The organism is Kitasatospora sp. NPDC089797 (assembly GCF_040684795.1).
Taxonomy (GTDB): Bacteria; Actinomycetota; Actinomycetes; order Streptomycetales; family Streptomycetaceae; genus Kitasatospora.
In genome coordinates this window covers 40,848-59,396 of the sequence record NZ_JBFBGS010000025.1, presented here as the reverse complement: position 1 = coordinate 59,396, position 18,549 = coordinate 40,848, and the positions used below count along the sequence as shown (strand labels likewise).

Sequence of the window (18,549 nt, the reverse complement as noted above, 5' to 3'; positions counted from 1 at the left end):
GAGCCCATGCGAACCGTGCGCCTGCTCCTTAGCCGGCCGCGCTGACCAGGACCGGCCGCGCCCTCGGGCGGTGCCGGAGTCGGCGTGGCGTCCCCTCCTGCGAGGGGATTTTTTGTTTTCCGCCCCCGCCCGCGTCGTGGGACGGGTCCACGGTCGGCCGCGTCGCGCGGTTCGCCAACTGACACCGATGGAGCTTGAAGGACCATGAGCGAGACGACCCCTGCGTCCGGCGCGGCCGAGACCGCGACCGAGCCGTTCCGGTACAGCGCCGCGCTGGCGGCGGAGATCGAGTCCCGCTGGCAGGACATCTGGGAGAAGGAGGGCACCTTCCACGCCCCCAACCCCACCGGTGAGCTGGCCGACCCGTCCGCCGGTGACGTCGCCGCGAAGCCGCACAGCTTCATCATGGACATGTTCCCGTACCCCTCGGGCGCGGGCCTGCACGTCGGCCACCCGCTGGGCTACATCGCCACCGACGTCTTCGCCCGCTACCAGCGGATGACCGGCCACAACGTGCTGCACACGCTGGGCTACGACGCCTTCGGCCTGCCCGCCGAGCAGTACGCGGTGCAGACCGGCACCCACCCGCGGGTCTCCACCGAGGCCAACATCGCCAACATGCGCCACCAGCTGCGCCGGCTGGGCCTGGGCCACGACCCGCGCCGCTCGATCTCCACGATCGACCCGGACTACTACCGCTGGACGCAGTGGATCTTCCTGCAGATCTTCAACTCCTGGTACGACGAGGCGGCCGGCCGGGCCCGCCCGATCGCCGAGCTGGTCGCCGCCTTCGAGTCCGGCGCCCGTGAGGTGCCGGGCGGCCGCGCCTGGGCCGAGCTGTCCGCCGGCGAGCGGGACGAGGTGCTGGGCGAGTACCGCCTGGCGTACGCCAAGGAGGTGCCGGTCAACTGGTGCCCCGGCCTGGGCACCGTGCTGGCCAACGAGGAGGTCACCGCGGACGGCCGCTCCGAGCGCGGCAACTTCCCGGTGTTCAAGTCCAACCTGCGCCAGTGGATGATGCGCATCACCGCGTACTCCGACCGCCTGATCGCCGACCTGGACCTGCTGGACTGGCCCGAGGCCATCAAGCTGCAGCAGCGCAACTGGATCGGGCGCTCCGAGGGCGCCCGGGTGGACTTCGCCGTCGACGGCGGGAAGATCACTGTCTTCACCACCCGGCCCGACACCCTGTTCGGTGCCACCTACATGGTGCTGGCCCCCGAGCACGGCCTGGTCGACTCGATCGTCCCCGCCGCCTGGCCGGAGGGCGTGCCCGCCGAGTGGACCGGTGGCGCCGCCACCCCCGCCGAGGCCGTCGCCGCCTACCGTGCCGCGGCCGCCGCCAAGTCGGACGTCGAGCGCCAGGTCGAGGCCAAGGTCAAGACCGGTGTCTTCACCGGCGCCTACGCCGTCAACCCGGTCAGCGGCGCGGCCGTCCCGGTGTTCATCGCCGACTACGTGCTGATGGGCTACGGCACCGGCGCCATCATGGCCGTCCCCGCCCACGACCACCGCGACTTCGCCTTCGCCCGCGCCTTCGCGCTGCCGATGCGCTGCGTCGTCGAGCCCACGGACGGGCGCGGCGCCGACCCGGCGGAGTGGGACGACGCCTTCGACACCTACGACTCGGTCATCGTCAACTCGGCCCGCGCCGAAGGCGACCTGTCCCTGAACGGCCTGAGCGTGGTCGAGGCCAAGGCCGCCGCCACCGCCTGGCTGGCCGAGCGCGGCATCGGCGAGGGAACCGTCAACTACCGCCTGCGCGACTGGCTGTTCAGCCGCCAGCGGTACTGGGGCGAGCCCTTCCCGATCGTCTACGACGAGGACGGCGTGATGCACGCGCTGCCCGAGTCGATGCTGCCGGTCGAGGTCCCCGAGGTCGACGACTACTCGCCGCGCACCTACGACGCCTACGACTCGGCCTCCTCGCCGGAGACCCCGCTGTCCCGCAACGAGGACTGGGTCACCGTCGAGCTGGACCTGGGCGACGGCGTCAGGACGTACCGCCGCGAGACCAACACCATGCCCAACTGGGCGGGTTCGTGCTGGTACGACCTGCGCTACGTCGACCCGACCAACGCCGACACCCTGGCCGACCCGGCCAACGAGCGCTACTGGCTGGGCCCGACCGAGGCCAAGCCGGCCGGCGGCGCCGACCTGTACGTCGGCGGCGCCGAGCACGCCGTGCTGCACCTGCTGTACGCGCGCTTCTGGCACAAGGTGCTGCACGACCTGGGCCACGTCTCCTCCGTCGAGCCGTTCCACAAGCTGTTCAACCAGGGCATGATCACCGCGGACGTCTACCGCGACGAGCGCGGCTTCCCGGTGCCCGCCGCCGAGATCGAGGAGCGCGACGGCGCGTACTTCTGGCAGGGCGAGCCGGTCAAGCGCGAGGCCGGCAAGATGGGCAAGTCCCTGAAGAACGCCGTCGCCCCCGACGAGATCGCCGACGAGTACGGCGCGGACACCCTGCGCCTGTACGAGATGTCGATGGGCCCGCTGGACGTCTCCCGTCCGTGGGACACCCGGGCCGTCGTCGGCTCCTACCGCTTCCTGCAGCGGCTGTGGCGCAACGTCGTCTCGGAGGCCACCGGCGAGCTGGTCGTCACCGAGGAGGAGCCGGACGACGCCACGCTGCGCGCGCTGCACAAGGCGATCGACGGCATCCGCGGCGACATGGCCGGGCTGCGCTTCAACACGGCCGTCGCCAAGGCGATCGAGCTGAACAACTTCCTGGTCAAGCGCGGCTCCACGCCGCGGGCCGTGGCCGAGCAGCTGGTGCTGATGGTCGCGCCGCTGGCCCCGCACATCGCCGAGGAGCTGTGGCGCCGACTGGGCCACGGGGAGTCCCTGGCGCACACCGACTACCCGGTCGCGGACCCGGCGTACGTGGTCGACGAGTCGGTGACCTGCGTGGTGCAGATCAAGGGCAAGGTCAAGGCCCGGCTGGAGGTGCCGCCGAGCATCACGGACGCGGAGCTGGAGGCGCTGGCGCTGGCGGACCCGGCGGTCGTCGCGGCGATCGGTGACGCGGCGGTGCGCAAGGTGATCGCGCGGGCGCCGAAGCTGGTGAACATCGTCACCGGCTGAGGCCGGGGCGGGAACGCCGACTGATCGGGCGGGTGTCCTCCGGGGCGCCCGCCCGGTGGTTTGTGGGGGCGACGTCGTGGGTGGTCGGCTGAGGGGACGTGGGCGGAGGGGGCGCGGGCGGATCCCTTGGTGAGGGTGGGCGGGCCCTCGGGGAGATCCCCGATCTGTCCCTGATCTCCGCCCGTCGGGCGCCGGAGCACTGCCCTCCGGCCCGGTGTCGCGGCTACGGTGGAACCCTCGGCATTGCGGCCCGCGTTGGGACCGTTGGGGACCGGAACGGTAGCGGAAGGTGGCGCGCGATGGACGTGTTCGGCGTGTTGATCGGCTTGGTCCTGCTCTTCGGGATCGCGACGCTCGTCCTGGCCGTGGTCGGCACGGTCAAGGCGGCCAAGGCCGTCGCGGCGAAGGTCGAGAAGCACGAGGCCAACGCCCGGCGCGCCGTCGAGACCGCCACCCTCAAGGCGAAGACGTACACCAAGATCGGCCCGCCCGCGCAGATCGCCAACGTCCGGCTCGCGCTGCGCACCTCGCTCGACGGCACCCGGCAGGTGCTGGAGGGCGGGCTGGCGCAGGACGGCCAGCTCGGCGAGTCCCTCGCGCTGCTGACCCGGCTCGACGCCCACGCGGCCGAGCTGGACGGCGAGCTGCGGGTCCTGGAGCGCGAGCCGGACACCGCGCGGATCGCCGCCAAGCTGCCGGAGCTGCGGGAACGGGCGGAGCGGATCACGCACGCCGCGGAGACCATGCGGTGGGCGGCGCAGGACCGGATGCACCGGTTCGCGGACGACGAGCTGAGCCGGCTGAGCCAGGAGTGCGAGAGCGAGGCGGGGGCGCTGCGGCACTGGGACACGGCGGGGGGCCCGGGGGCCGGAGCCTCGGGTTCCCGTCCGGGCCCGCGTTCGGCTTCGGGGTCGGGAACGGGCTCGGGGCCGGCTGCCGGTGGTGCTGGTACCGGCGGTGCGCCGGGGGCTCCGGGTGCGGCCCGGGCGGGGCTGACGGACGGGAGGGGGCGGCCGAGCGCCGAGGACCTGCTCGCGCTCGCCGACCCGCTGGCGAAGCTGGCGCAGCGGCTGCGGAAGCCGTCGACGGGGCCCTCGGCGGGCTGAGTCCGGCGCCCGTACCGATGCCCGCCCGGGCCTCCGGGGGAGTGCGTCGGAGGGCGCTGTCCTCCCGGACGAACGGGGAGTAACCTCCGCCTCATGCCCTCCGACCTCGCACTTGTCACCGATTCCACGGCCTACCTGCCGCAGGAGACCCTGGACCGGCACGGGATCACGGTGGTCCCGCTGAGCGTCGCGGTCGGCGACTCGGTCCTCTGCGAGGGCATCGAGATCTCCCCGAAGGACGTCGCCGAGGCCCTGCGCGGCAAGCAGCGGGTGACCACCTCCCGGCCCAACCCGGAGACCTTCGCCGCCGCCTACCGGGCGGCCGCCGAGGCCGGGGCGAGGGGCGTCGTGTCCGTGCACATCTCCGGCGAGCTGTCCGGCACCGTCGAGGCCGCCCGGCTCGCCGCCGCCGAGGCGCCGGTACCCGTGCGGGTGGTCGACAGCAGGCTGGTCGGCATGGCCCTCGGCTACGCGGTGCTCGCGGCGGCCGAGGCGGCCGCGGCCGGCCGGGACCTGGCGCAGACGGCCGAGGAGGCGAGCCGGCGGGCGGCCGGGACCAGCGGCTTCTTCTACGTGGACACCCTGGAGCACCTGCGCCGGGGCGGGCGGATCGGGGCGGCGCGGGCGCTGCTCGGATCGGCGCTGGCGGTCAAGCCGCTGCTGCACCTGGACGGGGGGCGGATCGAGCCGCTGGAGAAGGTGCGGACGGCTTCGCGGGCGATCGCGCGGCTGGAGGAGATCGCGGTCGAGCGCTCGGGGGAGGGCGAGGTGGACATCACCGTCCACCACCTGGCGGCGGAGGAGCGGGCCGAGGCGCTCGCGGAGCGGCTGCGGGAGCGGGTGCCGGGGGTGCGGGAGCTGTCCGTGGGGGAGGTCGGGGCGGTGATCGGCGCGCACGTGGGGCCGGGGCTGCTCGCGGTGGTGGTCGCGCCGCGCTGAGGCGGGGCGGGGTCGGGGTCGGGGCGGGGCGGGGCGGGGTCGGGGCCGGGGCGGCTGGAGTGGGTCGGGGCGGCCGGGTCGTCAGCTCCGACACGTGCTCGCCACTCGTGTGAGTGACACTTTTTATCCACAACCCCCGGGTTATCCACAGGCTTTCGGTAATCTCCGCGCACATGCCGGAGGCCTCCTACCGTCCTCGTCATGACGACCTTGAGCCTGGGCGCGGCGAAGCGCCAAGCGATCGACGAGACGGTACGGCTGCGGATGGCGGCGCTGCTGCCGACGGAGGACGAGCCGGTGGGTGCCGCTCCGCCGGGTGTTCCGGTCCCCGTTCCGGGGGCTGAGCAGGAGAAGGGGCAGGGGCAGGGGCAGGGCCCCGAACAGCTTCCCGATCCGCCGGGCGCCGGGGCACGCCTGCGGTTCGCCTCGATGCTGGCGCTCGACCGCCGGGCGGTGGCGGGGCTGGTCGTCCTGCTGCTCTTCGCGGTGGGCTACGCGGTGCAGCACTTCTGGCTGGCCCGGCCGGAGGCGGTGGCCGTTCCCGCACTGGCCGCCGCGTCGGCGCTCTCCGCGCCGGGGCGCCCCACCGCCGACGGCCCTCCGGCCAGCGGGGCCGGCCCTCCCGAGGCCACCGCCGCCCCGGGCACCGAGCCCGCCGTCGTCATCGACATCGGCGGCCGGGTCCACCTGCCCGGCCTGCACACGCTGCCCGGCGGATCACGGGTGGCCGACGCCCTGCGGGCGGCCGGCGGTCCGCTGCCGGAGACGGACACCCGGGGCCTCAACCTGGCCCGGGTCCTGGCGGACGGTGAGCAGATCCTGGTCGGCGAGCAGGGACCGGCCCCCGTTCCCGTCCCCGTCCCCGGCGCCGTCGGTGGACGGCCGGGGGCCAGTGCCGCCCGACCGTCCGTCAGCCTCAACCGCGCCACCCTCGAACAGCTCGACGCCCTCCCCGGCGTCGGCCCGACCCTCGCCCAGCGCATCCTCGCCTTCCGCGCCTCGCACGGCTCGTTCCGATCGATCGACCAGCTCCGCCAGGTCAGCGGCATCGGCGCCCGGACGATCGCGGAACTCCGTCCGCTGCTCACCCTCTGACGCCTTCCCACTCGCCGCTCCGTCCGCCCCGGCGGTTCCTCCGCCGGTCCCCAGCCGCTCCCGGCCGTGCGCCGTCGACCCCCTACCGCTCCTTCACCACCTCGTGCCGACCCCCGAAGGGAGGTGCCACCGTGTCCGCCGTCACCGTTCCGCACCCGCACGCCCGTTCCTCGGCTGCCGACTTCCGACTGCTGTTGCCCGCCGTCTCGGCCTGGCTGGTCACGGCGGTGCTGCTGCCCCTCGGCCCGGGGTCCGAGGTGCTGCTCCTCGCGCTCGCGGGCGCCGCCGTGCTCGTGGCCCTCCTGCTGCTCGCCCGACCGGGCCTGCTGCGTCGGCGCGGAGCGGCGACGGCCCTGGCGGCCGTGCTGCTCACCGCCGCGGCGGCCGCGATCGCGACCCCGCTGCACACCGCCGACCTGCACCGGGGGCCCTTGCCGGAACTCGCCCGCGCCGCCGAGCACGCGCCGCCGCGTCCGCCCGGCACACCAGCCCCGGTGGCGGAGGTGGAGCTGACCGTCGAGGGGGACCCGAAGGTCCACACCTCCCGGGGCGGCACCACCGGCGGGCAGACCCTGGTCACGGTCGAGGCCGTGGCCGACCGGGCCACCGTCCTCCCGGACGGCCGGGCCGTCCGGACGCACACCCCGGTGACCGTCATGGTCCGCGGGTCGGAGAGCGAGCCGTGGCTCCGGCTGCTCCCGTCCGAGCGGCTGGCCGTCGAGGCCGAGGTGCGTCCGGCGGGGGAGGGCTACGACACCGAACGCGCGGCGCTGCTGGCCGTCCACGGCCCGCCCCGGCAGCTCGCGCCGCCGAGCCTGCCGCAGCGGATCGCCGGGCGGCTGCGCGCAGGACTGCGCACGGCGACCGACGGGCTGCCGCCGGACGCGCGCGGGCTGCTCCCCGGGCTGGTCGTCGGCGACACCTCGCGGCTGCCCGACGACCTGGTGGACGCCTTCCGGGCGACCGACCTGGTGCATCTGGTGGCGGTCAGCGGAGCCAACCTGGCGATCGTCCTCGGCGTGCTGCTGGGCGCGCCCGGCCAGGTCGGCACGCCGGAACGGCGTGGACTGGCAGCGCTGTTGGGGCTGTCGCTGCGGACCAGCGCCCTGCTCGGCACGGCACTGGTGCTGGCCTTCGTGACCGTGTGCCGACCCGAGCCCAGTGTGCTGCGGGCGGCGGGGACGGGACTGATCGGCATGCTCGCCCTGGCCACCGGCCGCCCCCGGCAGGCCGTACCCGCGCTGGCCGGGGCCGTCCTGGTCCTCGTCCTGCTGGACCCGTTCCTGGCCCGCTCCTACGGCTTCCTGCTCTCGGTGCTCGCCACCGCCGGGCTGCTCGTACTCGGGCCGCACTGGGCCGAGTCGCTGCGCGCGCGGCGCTGGCCGCACCACCTGGCGGGTGCCATGGCGGCGACGGCGGCGGCGCAGGCGCTGTGCGCGCCGGTCACGGTGGTGCTGTCCGGGCACGTCAGTCTGGTCGCCGTCCCGTGCAACCTGCTGGCCGAACTGGCGGTGGCCCCGGCGACGCTGCTCGGCTTCGGAGTGCTCGTCCTGCAACCGTTCTTCCCGGCCCTGGCACGGCTGTTGGCGGAGCCGGCCGGAGTGCCGGCCGGTTGGCTGGCCTTCGTCGGGCGGCGCGGGGCCGAGCTCCCCGGCGGACAACTGTCCTGGCCCGGAGGCTGGTTCGGCGTGCTGACGGTCGCTCTGGCGACCTTGGCCGCCTGTTGGGCGGCGCCCCTGCTGCTGCCCCGGCGGGCGGTGCCCGGTCGGCCGGCGCCGGCCCGGCGCCGCTGGGCGGGGGCGCTGGTGACGGGCACCCTGCTGGTGGTGCTGCTGGCCGTCCTGCTGCGGCCGCCGCAGCTCGTCCGGATCGCCACGGGCTGGCCTCCGCCGGGCTGGCGGCTGGTGATGTGCGATGTCGGTCAGGGAGACATGTTGGCCCTTGCCACCGGTGCACCGGACAGCGCCGTGGTGATCGACACCGGGCCGGATCCGGACGCCGCAGATCGCTGCCTGCGCGAACTCGGCGTCACGACGGTGCCGCTCCTGCTGCTGACGCACTTCCACGCGGACCATGTCGAGGGCGTGCCGGGTGTGCTGCGAGGGCGTCGGGTGGGCGCGGTCGAGGGCACGGTGCTGGACGACCCACCGGGCGAGGCGGCCCGGGTGGCGGCCTGGGCGGCCGGGGCCGGGGTGCCGCTGTTGCGCGCGGGCCGGGGCGAACGACGCTCGGCCGGTGCGGAGTTGGCCTGGGACGTGATGTGGCCGGACCCCGGGGCGGTCCTTGACGCGCCGGGCGCGAACAACGCGAGCGTGGCACTGCTGGTGTCGCTGGCCGGTGGTCTGCGGATGGCATTGCTGGGGGACCTCGAACCGCCGGCCCAGTCCGCCCTGGTGGGGCGTGTGGGCCGGGTCGACGTCCTGAAGGTGGCGCACCACGGCTCGGCCCACCAGGACTGGGAGCTGACGGGTGCCCTGCGGCCCCGGCTCGCTCTGATCTCCTGCGGTGAGGGCAATGCGTACGGGCATCCGTCGACCCGTACGGTCGACCGCCTGCGCGGGTTGGGCGCCACCGTTCTGCGCACCGACCACGCGGGGGACATCGCCGTGACCGGCGACTCGTCGTCCACCCTCGCGGTCGCCGTCCACCCCCAGCCGTCCCACGGCACCCGCCGCCCGGGGCACTCGGCCTCCGGGACCTCCGCCCGCACGACCCGCGGCCCGCCCCCGTGACCCCCGCTCTCCTCTTCCCTCCACGAGGTGGGGTGGGCAGGGGGTGGGGGAGGTGGAGGGAGGGTGGGAGGGGGCGGGGGCGGGGGCCCCGGGGCCGGGGGCGGCCCCGGGGGGGGGGGGGGGGCGGGGGGGGCGGCGCCGCCGCCCCCCCCCCCCCCCCCCGGGAGGGGGAGGTGGCTGGGGTGCTGGGGGCGTGTCCCCGTTGGGGCGGTGGTCGTTGTTCCGTTCGGATCGGACGTGAGCACGGTGGGAGGCCCGGGATGCGGCGCCGAGTCGGGGTGTGGGCGCGGCGGGTCGCGGCGGTGTGCTGGGTGGTGGTGCTGAGTGGGTGCGGGGGGTCTTCGGGGGCGGGGTCCGGGGATGCCGTGGGGGGTGGCGCGCGTACTGCGTCCGTGCCGCCGTCCCGGGCGGTGGTGACGGCGTTGCCGGCGGACGGGGCGCAGGACGTGCCGCCGGAGGGGCCGGTGCGGGTGAACGTGGCCCAGGGGCGGCTGGTGTCCGTGCGGTTGGCGGACGGGAAGGGGGTCGAGCTGCCGGGGGCGATCAGCGCCGACGGTGCCGGCTGGGTGCCGGACGGGCCGCTGCCGCTCGGGACGGCGTTCACGCTGGACTCGGTGGCGGAGGACGACCAGGGGCAACGGGCGGCCCAGCACTCGGCGTTCTCCACGGTGGCCCGGGCGCACACCTTCGTGGCGTTCTTCACGCCGGAGGACGGTTCCACGGTCGGGGTGGGGATGCCGGTCTCGCTGCGGCTGAGCCGGCCGATCACCGACCGGGCGGCGGTGGAGCGGGCCGTCCAGGTCACCGCCGACCCGCCGGTGCCGGTGGCCGCGCACTGGTTCGGCAACCAGCGGCTGGACTTCCGGCCGCAGCAGTACTGGGCGGCCGGGACGAAGGTGACGGTGGCGCTGCGGCTCAAGGACGTCCAGGGCGCGCCGGGGGAGTTCGGCAGTCAGAGCCGGGACCTGCACTTCACGGTGGGGCGGGCGCAGGTCTCCACCGTCGACCTGGACGCCCACACCCTGACCGTGCGGTCCGGGCCGGGCGGCAAGGTGGTGCGGGTGCTCAAGGTGTCCGGCGGCAGCCCGGACCACTCCACCTACCGGGGGGTGATGGTGGTGTCGGAGAAGTACAAGGTGACCCGGATGAACTCGCAGACCGTCGGCATGGGCGACGAGTACGACATCAAGGACGTCCCGCACGCGATGCGGCTGACCACCTCCGGCACCTTCCTGCACGGCAACTACTGGGCGGACCCGGGGGTGTTCGGCACCGCCAACACCAGCCACGGGTGCATCGGCCTGGCGGACGCCAAGGGGGGCGCGAGCAAGGACACCCCGGCGGGCTGGCTGTTCGAGCACACCATCCCGGGGGACGTGCTGGAGGTGAAGGCCTCGGCCGGGGACTTCGTGCCGCCGTCGAACGGGCTGAACGGCTGGAACGTGCCGTGGGACCAGTGGCTGGCCGGGAGCGCCCTGCACTGACGTGCCGCCTTCACCGGGGGTTCACCGTCGCTTGACCCGCCTCCCCCCGGCGTTCCGTCGGGACGGCCCGGCTATCCTGCTCCGGCGCGTCGGGCCTGACGCGAAAGATCGGGACCCGGTGCAACTTCTCGGGACGCTCGGCGCGTCAAGGGAGTGAACACCGGGAGGGGAGATTCCGTGAAGACGGGCAAGACGGGCGGCGCCGCGATACGCAGGGGCGCGATGGCGCTGGCCATGGGCGGGGTGCTGCTGCTCACCGCCGCGTGCAACGACGACAAGGGCGGCGGTTCGACGGACGCCGCGGCGACGGCGTCCGCGGGCGCGAACGGCACGGCCGCCCCGGCGGGCGACGCGGCCACGCCGAAGGCCTCCGCCGCCGTGCTCGCGGTCGAGCCGAAGGACGGCGCCCAGGACGTCGCGCCGAGCGCGCTGAAGGTGTCCGTGTCCAACGGCAAGCTGACCACGGTCGACGTGACCGACAAGAACGGCAAGCCGGTGGAGGGGGCGATCACCCCGGACGGCACCGGCTGGAAGCCGGCGGCCGCGCTCGCGGTCGGCATGGCGTACAAGGTGAATGCGCAGGCCAAGGACGACGCCGGGCTGGTGTCCGCGTCGACGACCTCGTTCACCACGCTGACGCCGGACAAGAAGGTCTCCACCAACGACAACATCGCCGACGGCGCCACCTACGGCGTCGGCATGATCGTCTCGGTGAACTTCACCAAGGACGTGAAGAACAAGGAGGCGGTGCTGAAGGGCATCACCTTCGAGACCAGCGACGGCACCGCGGTCAAGGGCCACTGGTTCGACAGCCGCCGGGTGGACTTCCGTCCGGAGGAGTACTGGAAGCCGGGCACCAAGGTGACCATCAAGTACCGGCTGAAGAGCGTCGAGGTCGCGCCGGGCGTCTACGGCGACGTGGACAAGGACGAGCCGTTCACCATCGGCCGCTCGATGGTCTCCACCGCCGACGCCAAGACCCACAAGATGACGGTCGAACGGGACGGCAGGAGCACCACGCTGCCGGTCACCCTGGGCGCGGACGCGACGCCGTCCTGGGGCGGGACCATGGTGGTCATGGACAAGGAGAAGGTCACCCGGATGAACTCGCAGACCGTCGGTCTGGGCGGCGAGTACGACATCCAGGACGTCCCGCACGCCATGCGGCTGACCACCTCCGGCACCTTCCTGCACGGCAATTACTGGTCCAACCCCTTCGGCAGGAGCAACGGCAGCCACGGCTGCATCTCGATGCAGGACGTCAAGGGCGGCAGTGACTCCTCGGTGGCCGGCAAGTTCTACAACGACTCGATGGTCGGCGACGTGGTGAAGATCGTGAACACCAAGGAGAAGACGGTCGCGCCCTCCAACGGGCTGGGCGGCTGGAACATCACCTGGGCCAACTGGTAGGCCGACGGGTTTTCCACCGAGCGGCCCGGACCTCACCCGTTGGGGTTCGGGCCGCCCGGTTTTCGGGGCGGAAAGCCCCTCGAATGGCGCAACCTTTCCGGTGGGCCGGCACATCTACGGTTCGGGCCCGTCGTGGCCGCGGGGAGCAAGGGAGGGAATCGGCGTGAGGTCGATACGCAGAGTGGTGGCCGTCGGTCTGGTCGGCGGGGCGATGGCGCTGACGGCCGCGTGCGGTGGCGGCAGCGGGAGCGGGGCGGCCAAGGCCGATCTGGGCGCCGGGGCCGGGGCGACCGCGTCCGCGGCGGCGACCGGTGGTGCGGCGCCGAAGGCGTCGACGGCCGCGGTGAGCATCGAGCCGAAGAACGGCGCGGTGGACGTGGCGCCGGGGGCGCTCAGGATCGGCGCGACCGGCGGCAAGCTCACCACCGTCAAGGTGAGCGACAAGGCGGGCAAGGAGGTCCCCGGCACGATCGCCGCGGACGGCGCCAGCTGGACCCCGACCACCGGGCTCGCGGTGGGCACCGCCTACCAGGTCAGCGCGATGGCCGCGGACCCCAGCGGGGCGGTGGCGGAGGCCGACAGCAGCTTCACCACGCTGACCCCGGAGGCGCTCGCGAAGGCCTCCGACAACGTGGACGACGGTGCCACCTACGGCGTCGGCATGATCGTCTCGGTGGACTTCAGCAAGGACGTGAAGAACAAGGAGGCGGTGCTGAAGGGCATCACCTTCGAGACCAGCGACGGCACCGTGGTCAAGGGCCACTGGTTCGACGACCGGCGGCTGGACTTCCGCCCGGAGCAGTACTGGAAGCCGGACACCAAGGTGACGGTGCACTACCGGCTGAAGAGCGTGGAGATCGCCCCCGGGGTGTACGGCTCCGACCGGGACGAGCCCTTCACGATCGGGCGGTCCCAGGTCTCGACGGTTGACGCCGCCGCGCACCGGATGACGGTGGTCCGGGACGGGGCGTCGAGCGACATCGACATCACCTCCGGCTCGGACGAACACCCCACCTGGAACGGCACGATGGTGGTCATGTCCAAGGAGGGCACGGTGCGGATGCAGTCCAGCACCCTGCCCGGCATGACCGGCTCGCCGTACGACCTCCAGGTGCCGCACTCGATGCGGCTGACCACCAGCGGGACGTACGTGCACGGCAACTACTGGAGCGGCTCCGCCTTCGGCGAGGACAACGTCAGCCACGGCTGCGTGGGCCTGCGCGACGTCAAGGGCGGCGGGGACTCCACCACGATGGGCAAGTTCTACGCGGGCACCCTGGTCGGGGACGTCGTCGTGGTGAAGAACTCCACCAAGAAGGAGACGCTCGACCCGGCGAACGGCCTGAGCGGCTGGAACCTGCCGTGGAGCCGGTGGTGACCGACTAACCGCCAGGTGGCGGCAGTTGGACGTCAACCCGGGCTTGACTTCGGTCGGCCCGGGTCGATGTTTTTTGCACCGGGCATATGCCGACTCGGGGGAGATCGTTTGCTCATTGTCCGTACGCGGCCGCTTGCGTTCCGCAATGATGGTCCGCATGGCGGGTTGGGGCGAAACAGATCAGTCATCGGTTCCCGCGGCCGGCGTGGTCGCGGAGGCGTCGTGGATCGACGGCCAGGGCGCGCTCTCGCTGGAGCGGCTGAGTTCCGAGGAACTGCAGGAGATGTACTCCGGCAGACTGTGCGACCAGTCCGCGCCGAACGAGGTGCGGCTGCCCTCCCGGCCGGAGTCGGGCCCGGTGGCCCGCCGGCTGGTGCTGAACGTGCTGGAGTCCTGGGAGCTCCACCAGCACCTGGAGGCCGGGGAACTGCTCACCGGTGAGCTGGTGGCCAACGCGGTGCGGCATGCCGCCGGGCGGACCATCGGACTGCACGTCAGCCGCAAGCCCGGCTGGCTGCGGGTCGAGGTCCGGGACTCCTCCCGCGCGCTGCCCTGCATGATCCTGGCGGAGCCCCAGCCGGTGAACGAGCGGGGGCGCGGGCTGCGGATCGTCGACGACCTGTCGGACCGGTGGGGCGCGGACCTGCTGCCGCGGGGCAAGGGCGTCTGGTTCGAGCTGAAGGTGCGGGAGCGGGCCTAGCGTCCCGGGGCCGGATACGCGCAGGGCCCCCGGTGTCGCCGTGGTCCGGCGGGTGGGGGCCCCTGCAAGTCATCGCGCGGCCAAGGGGGTGCGTGTCGCGCGATGGGCGTCGGCAGTGCCAGGTCGGGCCCGCCGAAGTTCGATACCCCGACTATCGCATGAATCTCAGCATGTGGGCAAACCAGGTGGCTTTGATTGAAAGGTTTGTAACCTAGTTCACCTTGGGATTTTGCATAGGTTAACGCGATTACCTGTGAATATTCATGATCTTGGCGTCGTCGTGAGGGTCCGACGGGCCTGTCGGCCGTGCTGCGGGCCGGGTAGCATCGGGGGCGTGAACTCCTACTGGCGCGTCGCGCTGCCACCGCTCAGCGCCTGATCGGGCGCGCGCTTCGGTGGTTCGATCCCCGAAGCCCCCGGCTCGGCCCCGTGCGGCCGCCAGGGGTCGGTGACGTGCGTCCGGTCTCGGAACCCGTTCCCCTGACGGTCTTCGACGACGGAAGTTCACGACTGTGCCGAATCGTGTGTCCGCGCCCGCGCGCGCCCGCCTGACCTCCTCCGCCCCCCGTTCCCCCCGCCGGGCCCGCCCGTTCGACGGGCCGGTGCCGATCCTGATCGCCGCGCTGCTCTGGGGCACCACCGGGACCGCCGGTTCGCTGGCGCCCGGCGGCGCTCCGGCGGCCGGGATCGGGGCCTTCGCCCTGGTCCTGGGCGGCTCGCTGCTCCTCCTCACCGACCGCGCCGCCTGGTCGCTGCCCCGCCGGTGCGGGGCGGGGGAGCGGTGGCTGCTGGCGGCCGGAGCGGTCGCGGTGGTGGGGTACCCGCTGACCTTCTACCCGGCGGTGGCCCGTGCCGGGGTCGCCGTCTCGACCGTGATCGCCCTCGGCAGCGCCCCGGTGTTCACCGGGCTGCTCGGGCTGCTCGCCCGGCAGGGGTGGCCCGGCGGGCGCTGGGCCGGGGCCACGGTGCTGGCCGTGCTCGGCTGCGGGGTGCTGGTGCTCGCCCCCGAACTCGCCGGTGACGGACGGCCGGTGGACCTCCTCGGAGTGCTGCTGGCGGCGCTCTCCGGGCTCTCGTACGCGGTGTACTCGCTGATCGCCGGGCGGCTGATCGCGGCCGGTCGGCCGTCCGGCGGGGTGATGGGCGCGATGTTCGGCGCGGCGGCGGTGCTGGTGCTGCCGGTGCTGGCGCTGGAGCCGGTGGACTGGCTGCTCACCGTGCGCGGCGCGGGCGTCGTGCTGCACCTCGGGGTGATCACCACCTTCCTCGCCTACCGGCTGTTCGGCCACGGCCTGCGCCATACCTCGGCGCAGACCGCCACCACCCTCACCCTCGCCGAACCCGCCGTCGCCGCCGTCCTCGGCGTCGCGGCCCTGGGTGAGCGGCTGCCCGCGCTCTCCTGGTGCGGTCTGGCCGTTCTCGCGGCCGGGCTGGCCTTCCTCGCCCTGCCCGGGAGGAAGTAGGTCCGCACTGCCCCCGCCCGCCGCTCGGGGCGGCGGGCGGGGCGGCGGGGGCTCAGATGCCGAAGTGGGCGGCGATGCCGTCGAGGACGCAGTCGAGGCCGGTCTCGAAGTGCCAGTCGGGGTCGTCCTTGCGGCGGGCCTCGTGCAGGAAGCGCTGGTAGGCCGGGTAGCGGCCGGTGCCCATCAGGTAGGTCATCCGGGGGGCGAGGCCGGCCCGGGTCTCGTCGCCGTCGGACCAGCCGCGGGAGCGGCGCAGGTCCTGGAGGGCGACCTCGCTGGCGGACGAGCCGTGGGTGTAGATGGCGACGGTGCGGAAGATCGCCATGGTGGTGTCGGCGTCCAGGCCGTGTCCGGCGAGGGCGGCGAACGCGCGCTCGGGGACCGCGAGTTGGTTGGGGCTGAGGGCGAACGGGGTGGCCGCCCGGGTGATCCAGGGGTGGGCCAGGCTCATCGCCCGCAGGTGGACGGCCAGCGCGTGCATGGTCTGGCGCCAGCCGTCGGCGGGGGTGTCCAGCGGGAGTCCGCCGTAGACGAAGTCGACCATCAGCTCGATGAGTTCGTCCTTGCCGGAGACGTACCGGTAGGCGGCCATCGGGGCCACGCCGAGGGCGGTGGCCAGCCGGCGCATGGTGACGGCCTCCAGGCCCTCGGTGTCGGCGATGGCGACGGCGGCCTCGGCGATCCGGTGCGGGGTGAGGGTGCTGCGCGGCGCGGGGGCCGGGCGGTCGAGCCGCTCCCAGAGCGAGGGCTGCGGCTGGTCGTGGTCGTCCCCGGTGGGGGCCTGCTGAGCGGGCACGGGGCGGGCTCCTTCCGGGTGGGAGGTCCCACGGTACCACCCGTGTGTACGTCGTATCTGTCCAGTGGACGGCGTACGCGTCGATGTGTACGTTGTATCTCACGTCGATACGGCGTACACATCACCTCGGAGGGGGACTCCCATGTCCGCGCAGCAGAAGCTCGATGTCGCCGTCGTCCTGGGCAGCACCCGTGGCGGCCGCTTCGGCCCGGTGGTGGCCGACTGGCTGATCGGCCACCTGGAGGCCCGCGGCGACATGACCGCGTACCTGGTCGACCCGGCCGTCACCCCGCTGCCCACCGTGATGCCGGGCTGGGGTGCCGAACTGCCGGAGGCGGACCAAGAGTTGCTCGCCGCGGTGTCGCCCCGGCTGGCCGCCGCGGACGCCTTCGTGTTCGTCACACCCGAGTACAACCACAGCTTCCCGGCCCCGCTGAAGAACACGATCGACTGGCACAACCAGCAGTGGCACGGCAAGCCGGTCGGCTTCGTCTCGTACGGCGGGCTCTCCGGCGGGCTCCGGGCCGTCGAGCAACTGCGCGTGGTGATGGCAGAGTTGAACGCCGTGACGATCCGCAACACGGTGAGCTTCCACGGCGCCGCCCAGTGCTTCGACGCCGACGGCAGGCCGAAGGACCCGGCCGCCGACGCCGCCGCCAAGACCCTGCTCGACCAACTGGACTGGTGGGCGCGGGCGTTGCGGGACGCCCGGCGGGCCCGCCCGTTCGCGGCCTGAGCCCGCGGGTCGCACGGACGAAGGGGGAATCGACCATGACCGCGGAATCCGCCGACGACCGCCCCGGGCCGCCGCTGCTCGGCGTGTTCGGGCTGCTGCTCGGGATCTTCCTCTCGGCCCTCGACGGGCAGATCATCGGCACCGCGCTGCCGACCGTCGTCGGCGACCTCGGCGGGCTGGAGCACCTCGCCTGGGTGGTCACCGCCTACCTGCTCACCTCCGCCGCCGCCACCCCGATCTGGGGCCGGCTCGGCGACCTGTACGGGCGCAAGGGCGCCTACCAGTGGGCGGTGACGGTCTTCCTGCTCGGCTCGGTGCTGTCCGGACTCTCCCAGGACATGGGCGAGTTGATCGCCTTCCGGGCGCTCCAGGGGGTCGGCGCGGGCGGGCTGATGGTCGGCGCGCTGTCGGTGATCGGGGTGCTGGTGCCCGCCTCCGCCCGGGGCCGGGTGCAGTCGGTGGTCGGCGTGCTGATGCCGATCGCCTTCGTCGGCGGGCCGCTGCTCGGCGGCTTCATCACCGACCGGCTCAGCTGGCGCTGGGCCTTCTACGTCAACCTGCCGGTCGGGCTGTTCGCCCTGTTCGCGGTCGGTGTCGGGGTGCGGCTGGAGAAGGCCGCGCGGGCCCGCGCCCCGTTCGACTGGGCCGGGGTCGTGCTGCTGACCACCGGCATCCTCGGGCTGACCCTGGTCAGCAGCTGGGGCGGGACGGAGTACCCCTGGACCTCGCCGCTGATCCTCGGGACCGCCCTGGTCGCGGTCCTCGCGCTGGCCGGCTTCGTCCGCGCCGAACTGCGCGCCCCCGGGCCGCTGATCCCGCCCGCGCTGTTCCGCAACCGCAACTTCACGGTGGCCCAGGTGCTGGGCTTCCTGACCGGCGCGGTCATGATGGCCCTGGTCGGCTACCTGCCGCAGTACTTCCAACTCGTCCAGGGCGCCTCGCCCACCACCGGCGGACTGCTCCTGCTGCCGCTGATGCTCGGCATGATCGGCAGCCAACTGGTCACCGCCCGGCTGATGGGCCGGCCCGGCGGCGAACGCCGCTACCCGCTGCTGGGCGGGGCGCTGGCCCTGGTCGGGGCCGCGCTCCTGCTGCTGCTGGACACGGACACCCCCGCACCGGCCGCCTCGGCGCTCACGGCCGTCGCCGGGATCGGCATCGGACTGGTGCTGCAGAGCACCATCCTCACCTCGGTCGGCGCGGTGCCGCGCGAGGACATGGGCGCGGCCATGGGCGTGGTGACCCTGCTGCGCAGCATCGGCAGCTCGCTCGGGATGGCCGCCCTCGGCGCGGTCTACGCGGCGCGGACGGCCGCCTCGCTGGAGTCCCGGCTGGGCCCGGGCGAGGGTGCCGGCCTGGCGGGTGGCGGCAGGCTCAGCCCGGCCGCGCTGACCGGACTCCCGAGCGCCGTCCGGGACGCCGTCGGCACGGCCGTCACCGGCGGGCTGCACGGCACGGTGGCCGGTGGTGTCGCCCTGGCCGCGCTGGCGACGGCGGTCGCCTGCCTGGCCCGGCCGAGCCGGGCCCCGGAGCCGCAGGAGGCCGCGGCCCCGGAGCCGGCGGCGGCGGCGAACTAGCGGGCCGGCTTCCGGGCGGTACGGGGTTCCGCCCGGGAGCCGG

13 protein-coding genes are annotated in these 18,549 nt (G+C 73.9%); 12 read left to right on the top strand and 1 reads right to left on the bottom strand.

Annotated features, from left to right (window positions below; all coding sequences use genetic code 11):
* The first annotated feature begins 204 nt into the window (after nt 1-204).
* The 10 genes from leuS to AB0O91_RS21250 all read left to right on the top strand — a co-directional run bounded on the left by leuS (nt 205) and on the right by AB0O91_RS21250 (nt 15,397).
* Nucleotides 205-3,090 carry a leucine--tRNA ligase gene (gene leuS / locus AB0O91_RS21295; RefSeq protein WP_363435481.1) on the top strand — a complete coding sequence of 962 codons (2,886 nt, stop codon included), beginning with the start codon at nt 205-207 and terminating at the stop codon, nt 3,088-3,090.
* Nucleotides 3,091-3,389: 299 nt separating this feature from the next.
* A complete protein-coding gene (locus AB0O91_RS21290; RefSeq protein WP_363435479.1) occupies nt 3,390-4,196 on the top strand; it encodes a hypothetical protein in 807 nt (268 codons plus the stop codon).
* 93 nt (nt 4,197-4,289) lie between these two features.
* Nucleotides 4,290-5,135 carry a DegV family protein gene (locus AB0O91_RS21285; RefSeq protein ID WP_363435477.1) on the top strand — a complete coding sequence of 282 codons (846 nt, stop codon included), beginning with the start codon at nt 4,290-4,292 and terminating at the stop codon, nt 5,133-5,135.
* A gap of 201 nt (nt 5,136-5,336) precedes the next feature.
* The gene (locus tag AB0O91_RS21280; protein WP_363435474.1) at nt 5,337-6,230 is read left to right on the top strand and encodes a helix-hairpin-helix domain-containing protein; all 894 of its coding nucleotides are present in this window, start codon (nt 5,337-5,339) and stop codon (nt 6,228-6,230) included.
* Between the two features lie 131 nt (nt 6,231-6,361).
* A complete protein-coding gene (locus AB0O91_RS21275; RefSeq protein ID WP_363435472.1) occupies nt 6,362-8,962 on the top strand; it encodes a ComEC/Rec2 family competence protein in 2,601 nt (866 codons plus the stop codon).
* Nucleotides 8,963-9,354: 392 nt separating this feature from the next.
* Entirely contained in the window at nt 9,355-10,446 is a 1,092-nt protein-coding gene (locus AB0O91_RS21270) for an Ig-like domain-containing protein (protein WP_363435469.1), read from the top strand.
* A 177-nt stretch (nt 10,447-10,623) separates the two neighbouring features.
* Nucleotides 10,624-11,856 (top strand): Ig-like domain-containing protein, encoded by a 1,233-nt coding sequence (locus AB0O91_RS21265; protein ID WP_363435466.1) that lies wholly within the window; start codon nt 10,624-10,626, stop codon nt 11,854-11,856.
* Between the two features lie 163 nt (nt 11,857-12,019).
* Complete coding sequence (locus AB0O91_RS21260) at nt 12,020-13,234, top strand: Ig-like domain-containing protein (RefSeq protein ID WP_363435463.1); 1,215 nt, start codon at nt 12,020-12,022, stop codon at nt 13,232-13,234.
* Between the two features lie 205 nt (nt 13,235-13,439).
* Complete coding sequence (locus AB0O91_RS21255; protein ID WP_363435460.1) at nt 13,440-13,934, top strand: ATP-binding protein; 495 nt, start codon at nt 13,440-13,442, stop codon at nt 13,932-13,934.
* Between the two features lie 512 nt (nt 13,935-14,446).
* A complete protein-coding gene (locus AB0O91_RS21250; RefSeq protein WP_363435457.1) occupies nt 14,447-15,397 on the top strand; it encodes an EamA family transporter in 951 nt (316 codons plus the stop codon).
* 52 nt (nt 15,398-15,449) lie between these two features.
* Here AB0O91_RS21250 and AB0O91_RS21245 read toward each other — a convergent pair whose 3' ends face one another.
* Nucleotides 15,450-16,193 (bottom strand): TetR/AcrR family transcriptional regulator, encoded by a 744-nt coding sequence (locus AB0O91_RS21245; RefSeq protein WP_363435454.1) that lies wholly within the window; start codon nt 16,191-16,193, stop codon nt 15,450-15,452.
* A 142-nt stretch (nt 16,194-16,335) separates the two neighbouring features.
* On the opposite strand from AB0O91_RS21245, the gene AB0O91_RS21240 reads away from it, so the two are divergent.
* Nucleotides 16,336-16,929 (top strand): NAD(P)H-dependent oxidoreductase, encoded by a 594-nt coding sequence (locus tag AB0O91_RS21240; protein ID WP_363435452.1) that lies wholly within the window; start codon nt 16,336-16,338, stop codon nt 16,927-16,929.
* Between the two features lie 35 nt (nt 16,930-16,964).
* Complete coding sequence (locus AB0O91_RS21235; protein ID WP_363435449.1) at nt 16,965-18,506, top strand: MFS transporter; 1,542 nt, start codon at nt 16,965-16,967, stop codon at nt 18,504-18,506.
* Nucleotides 18,507-18,549 lie beyond the last annotated feature (43 nt).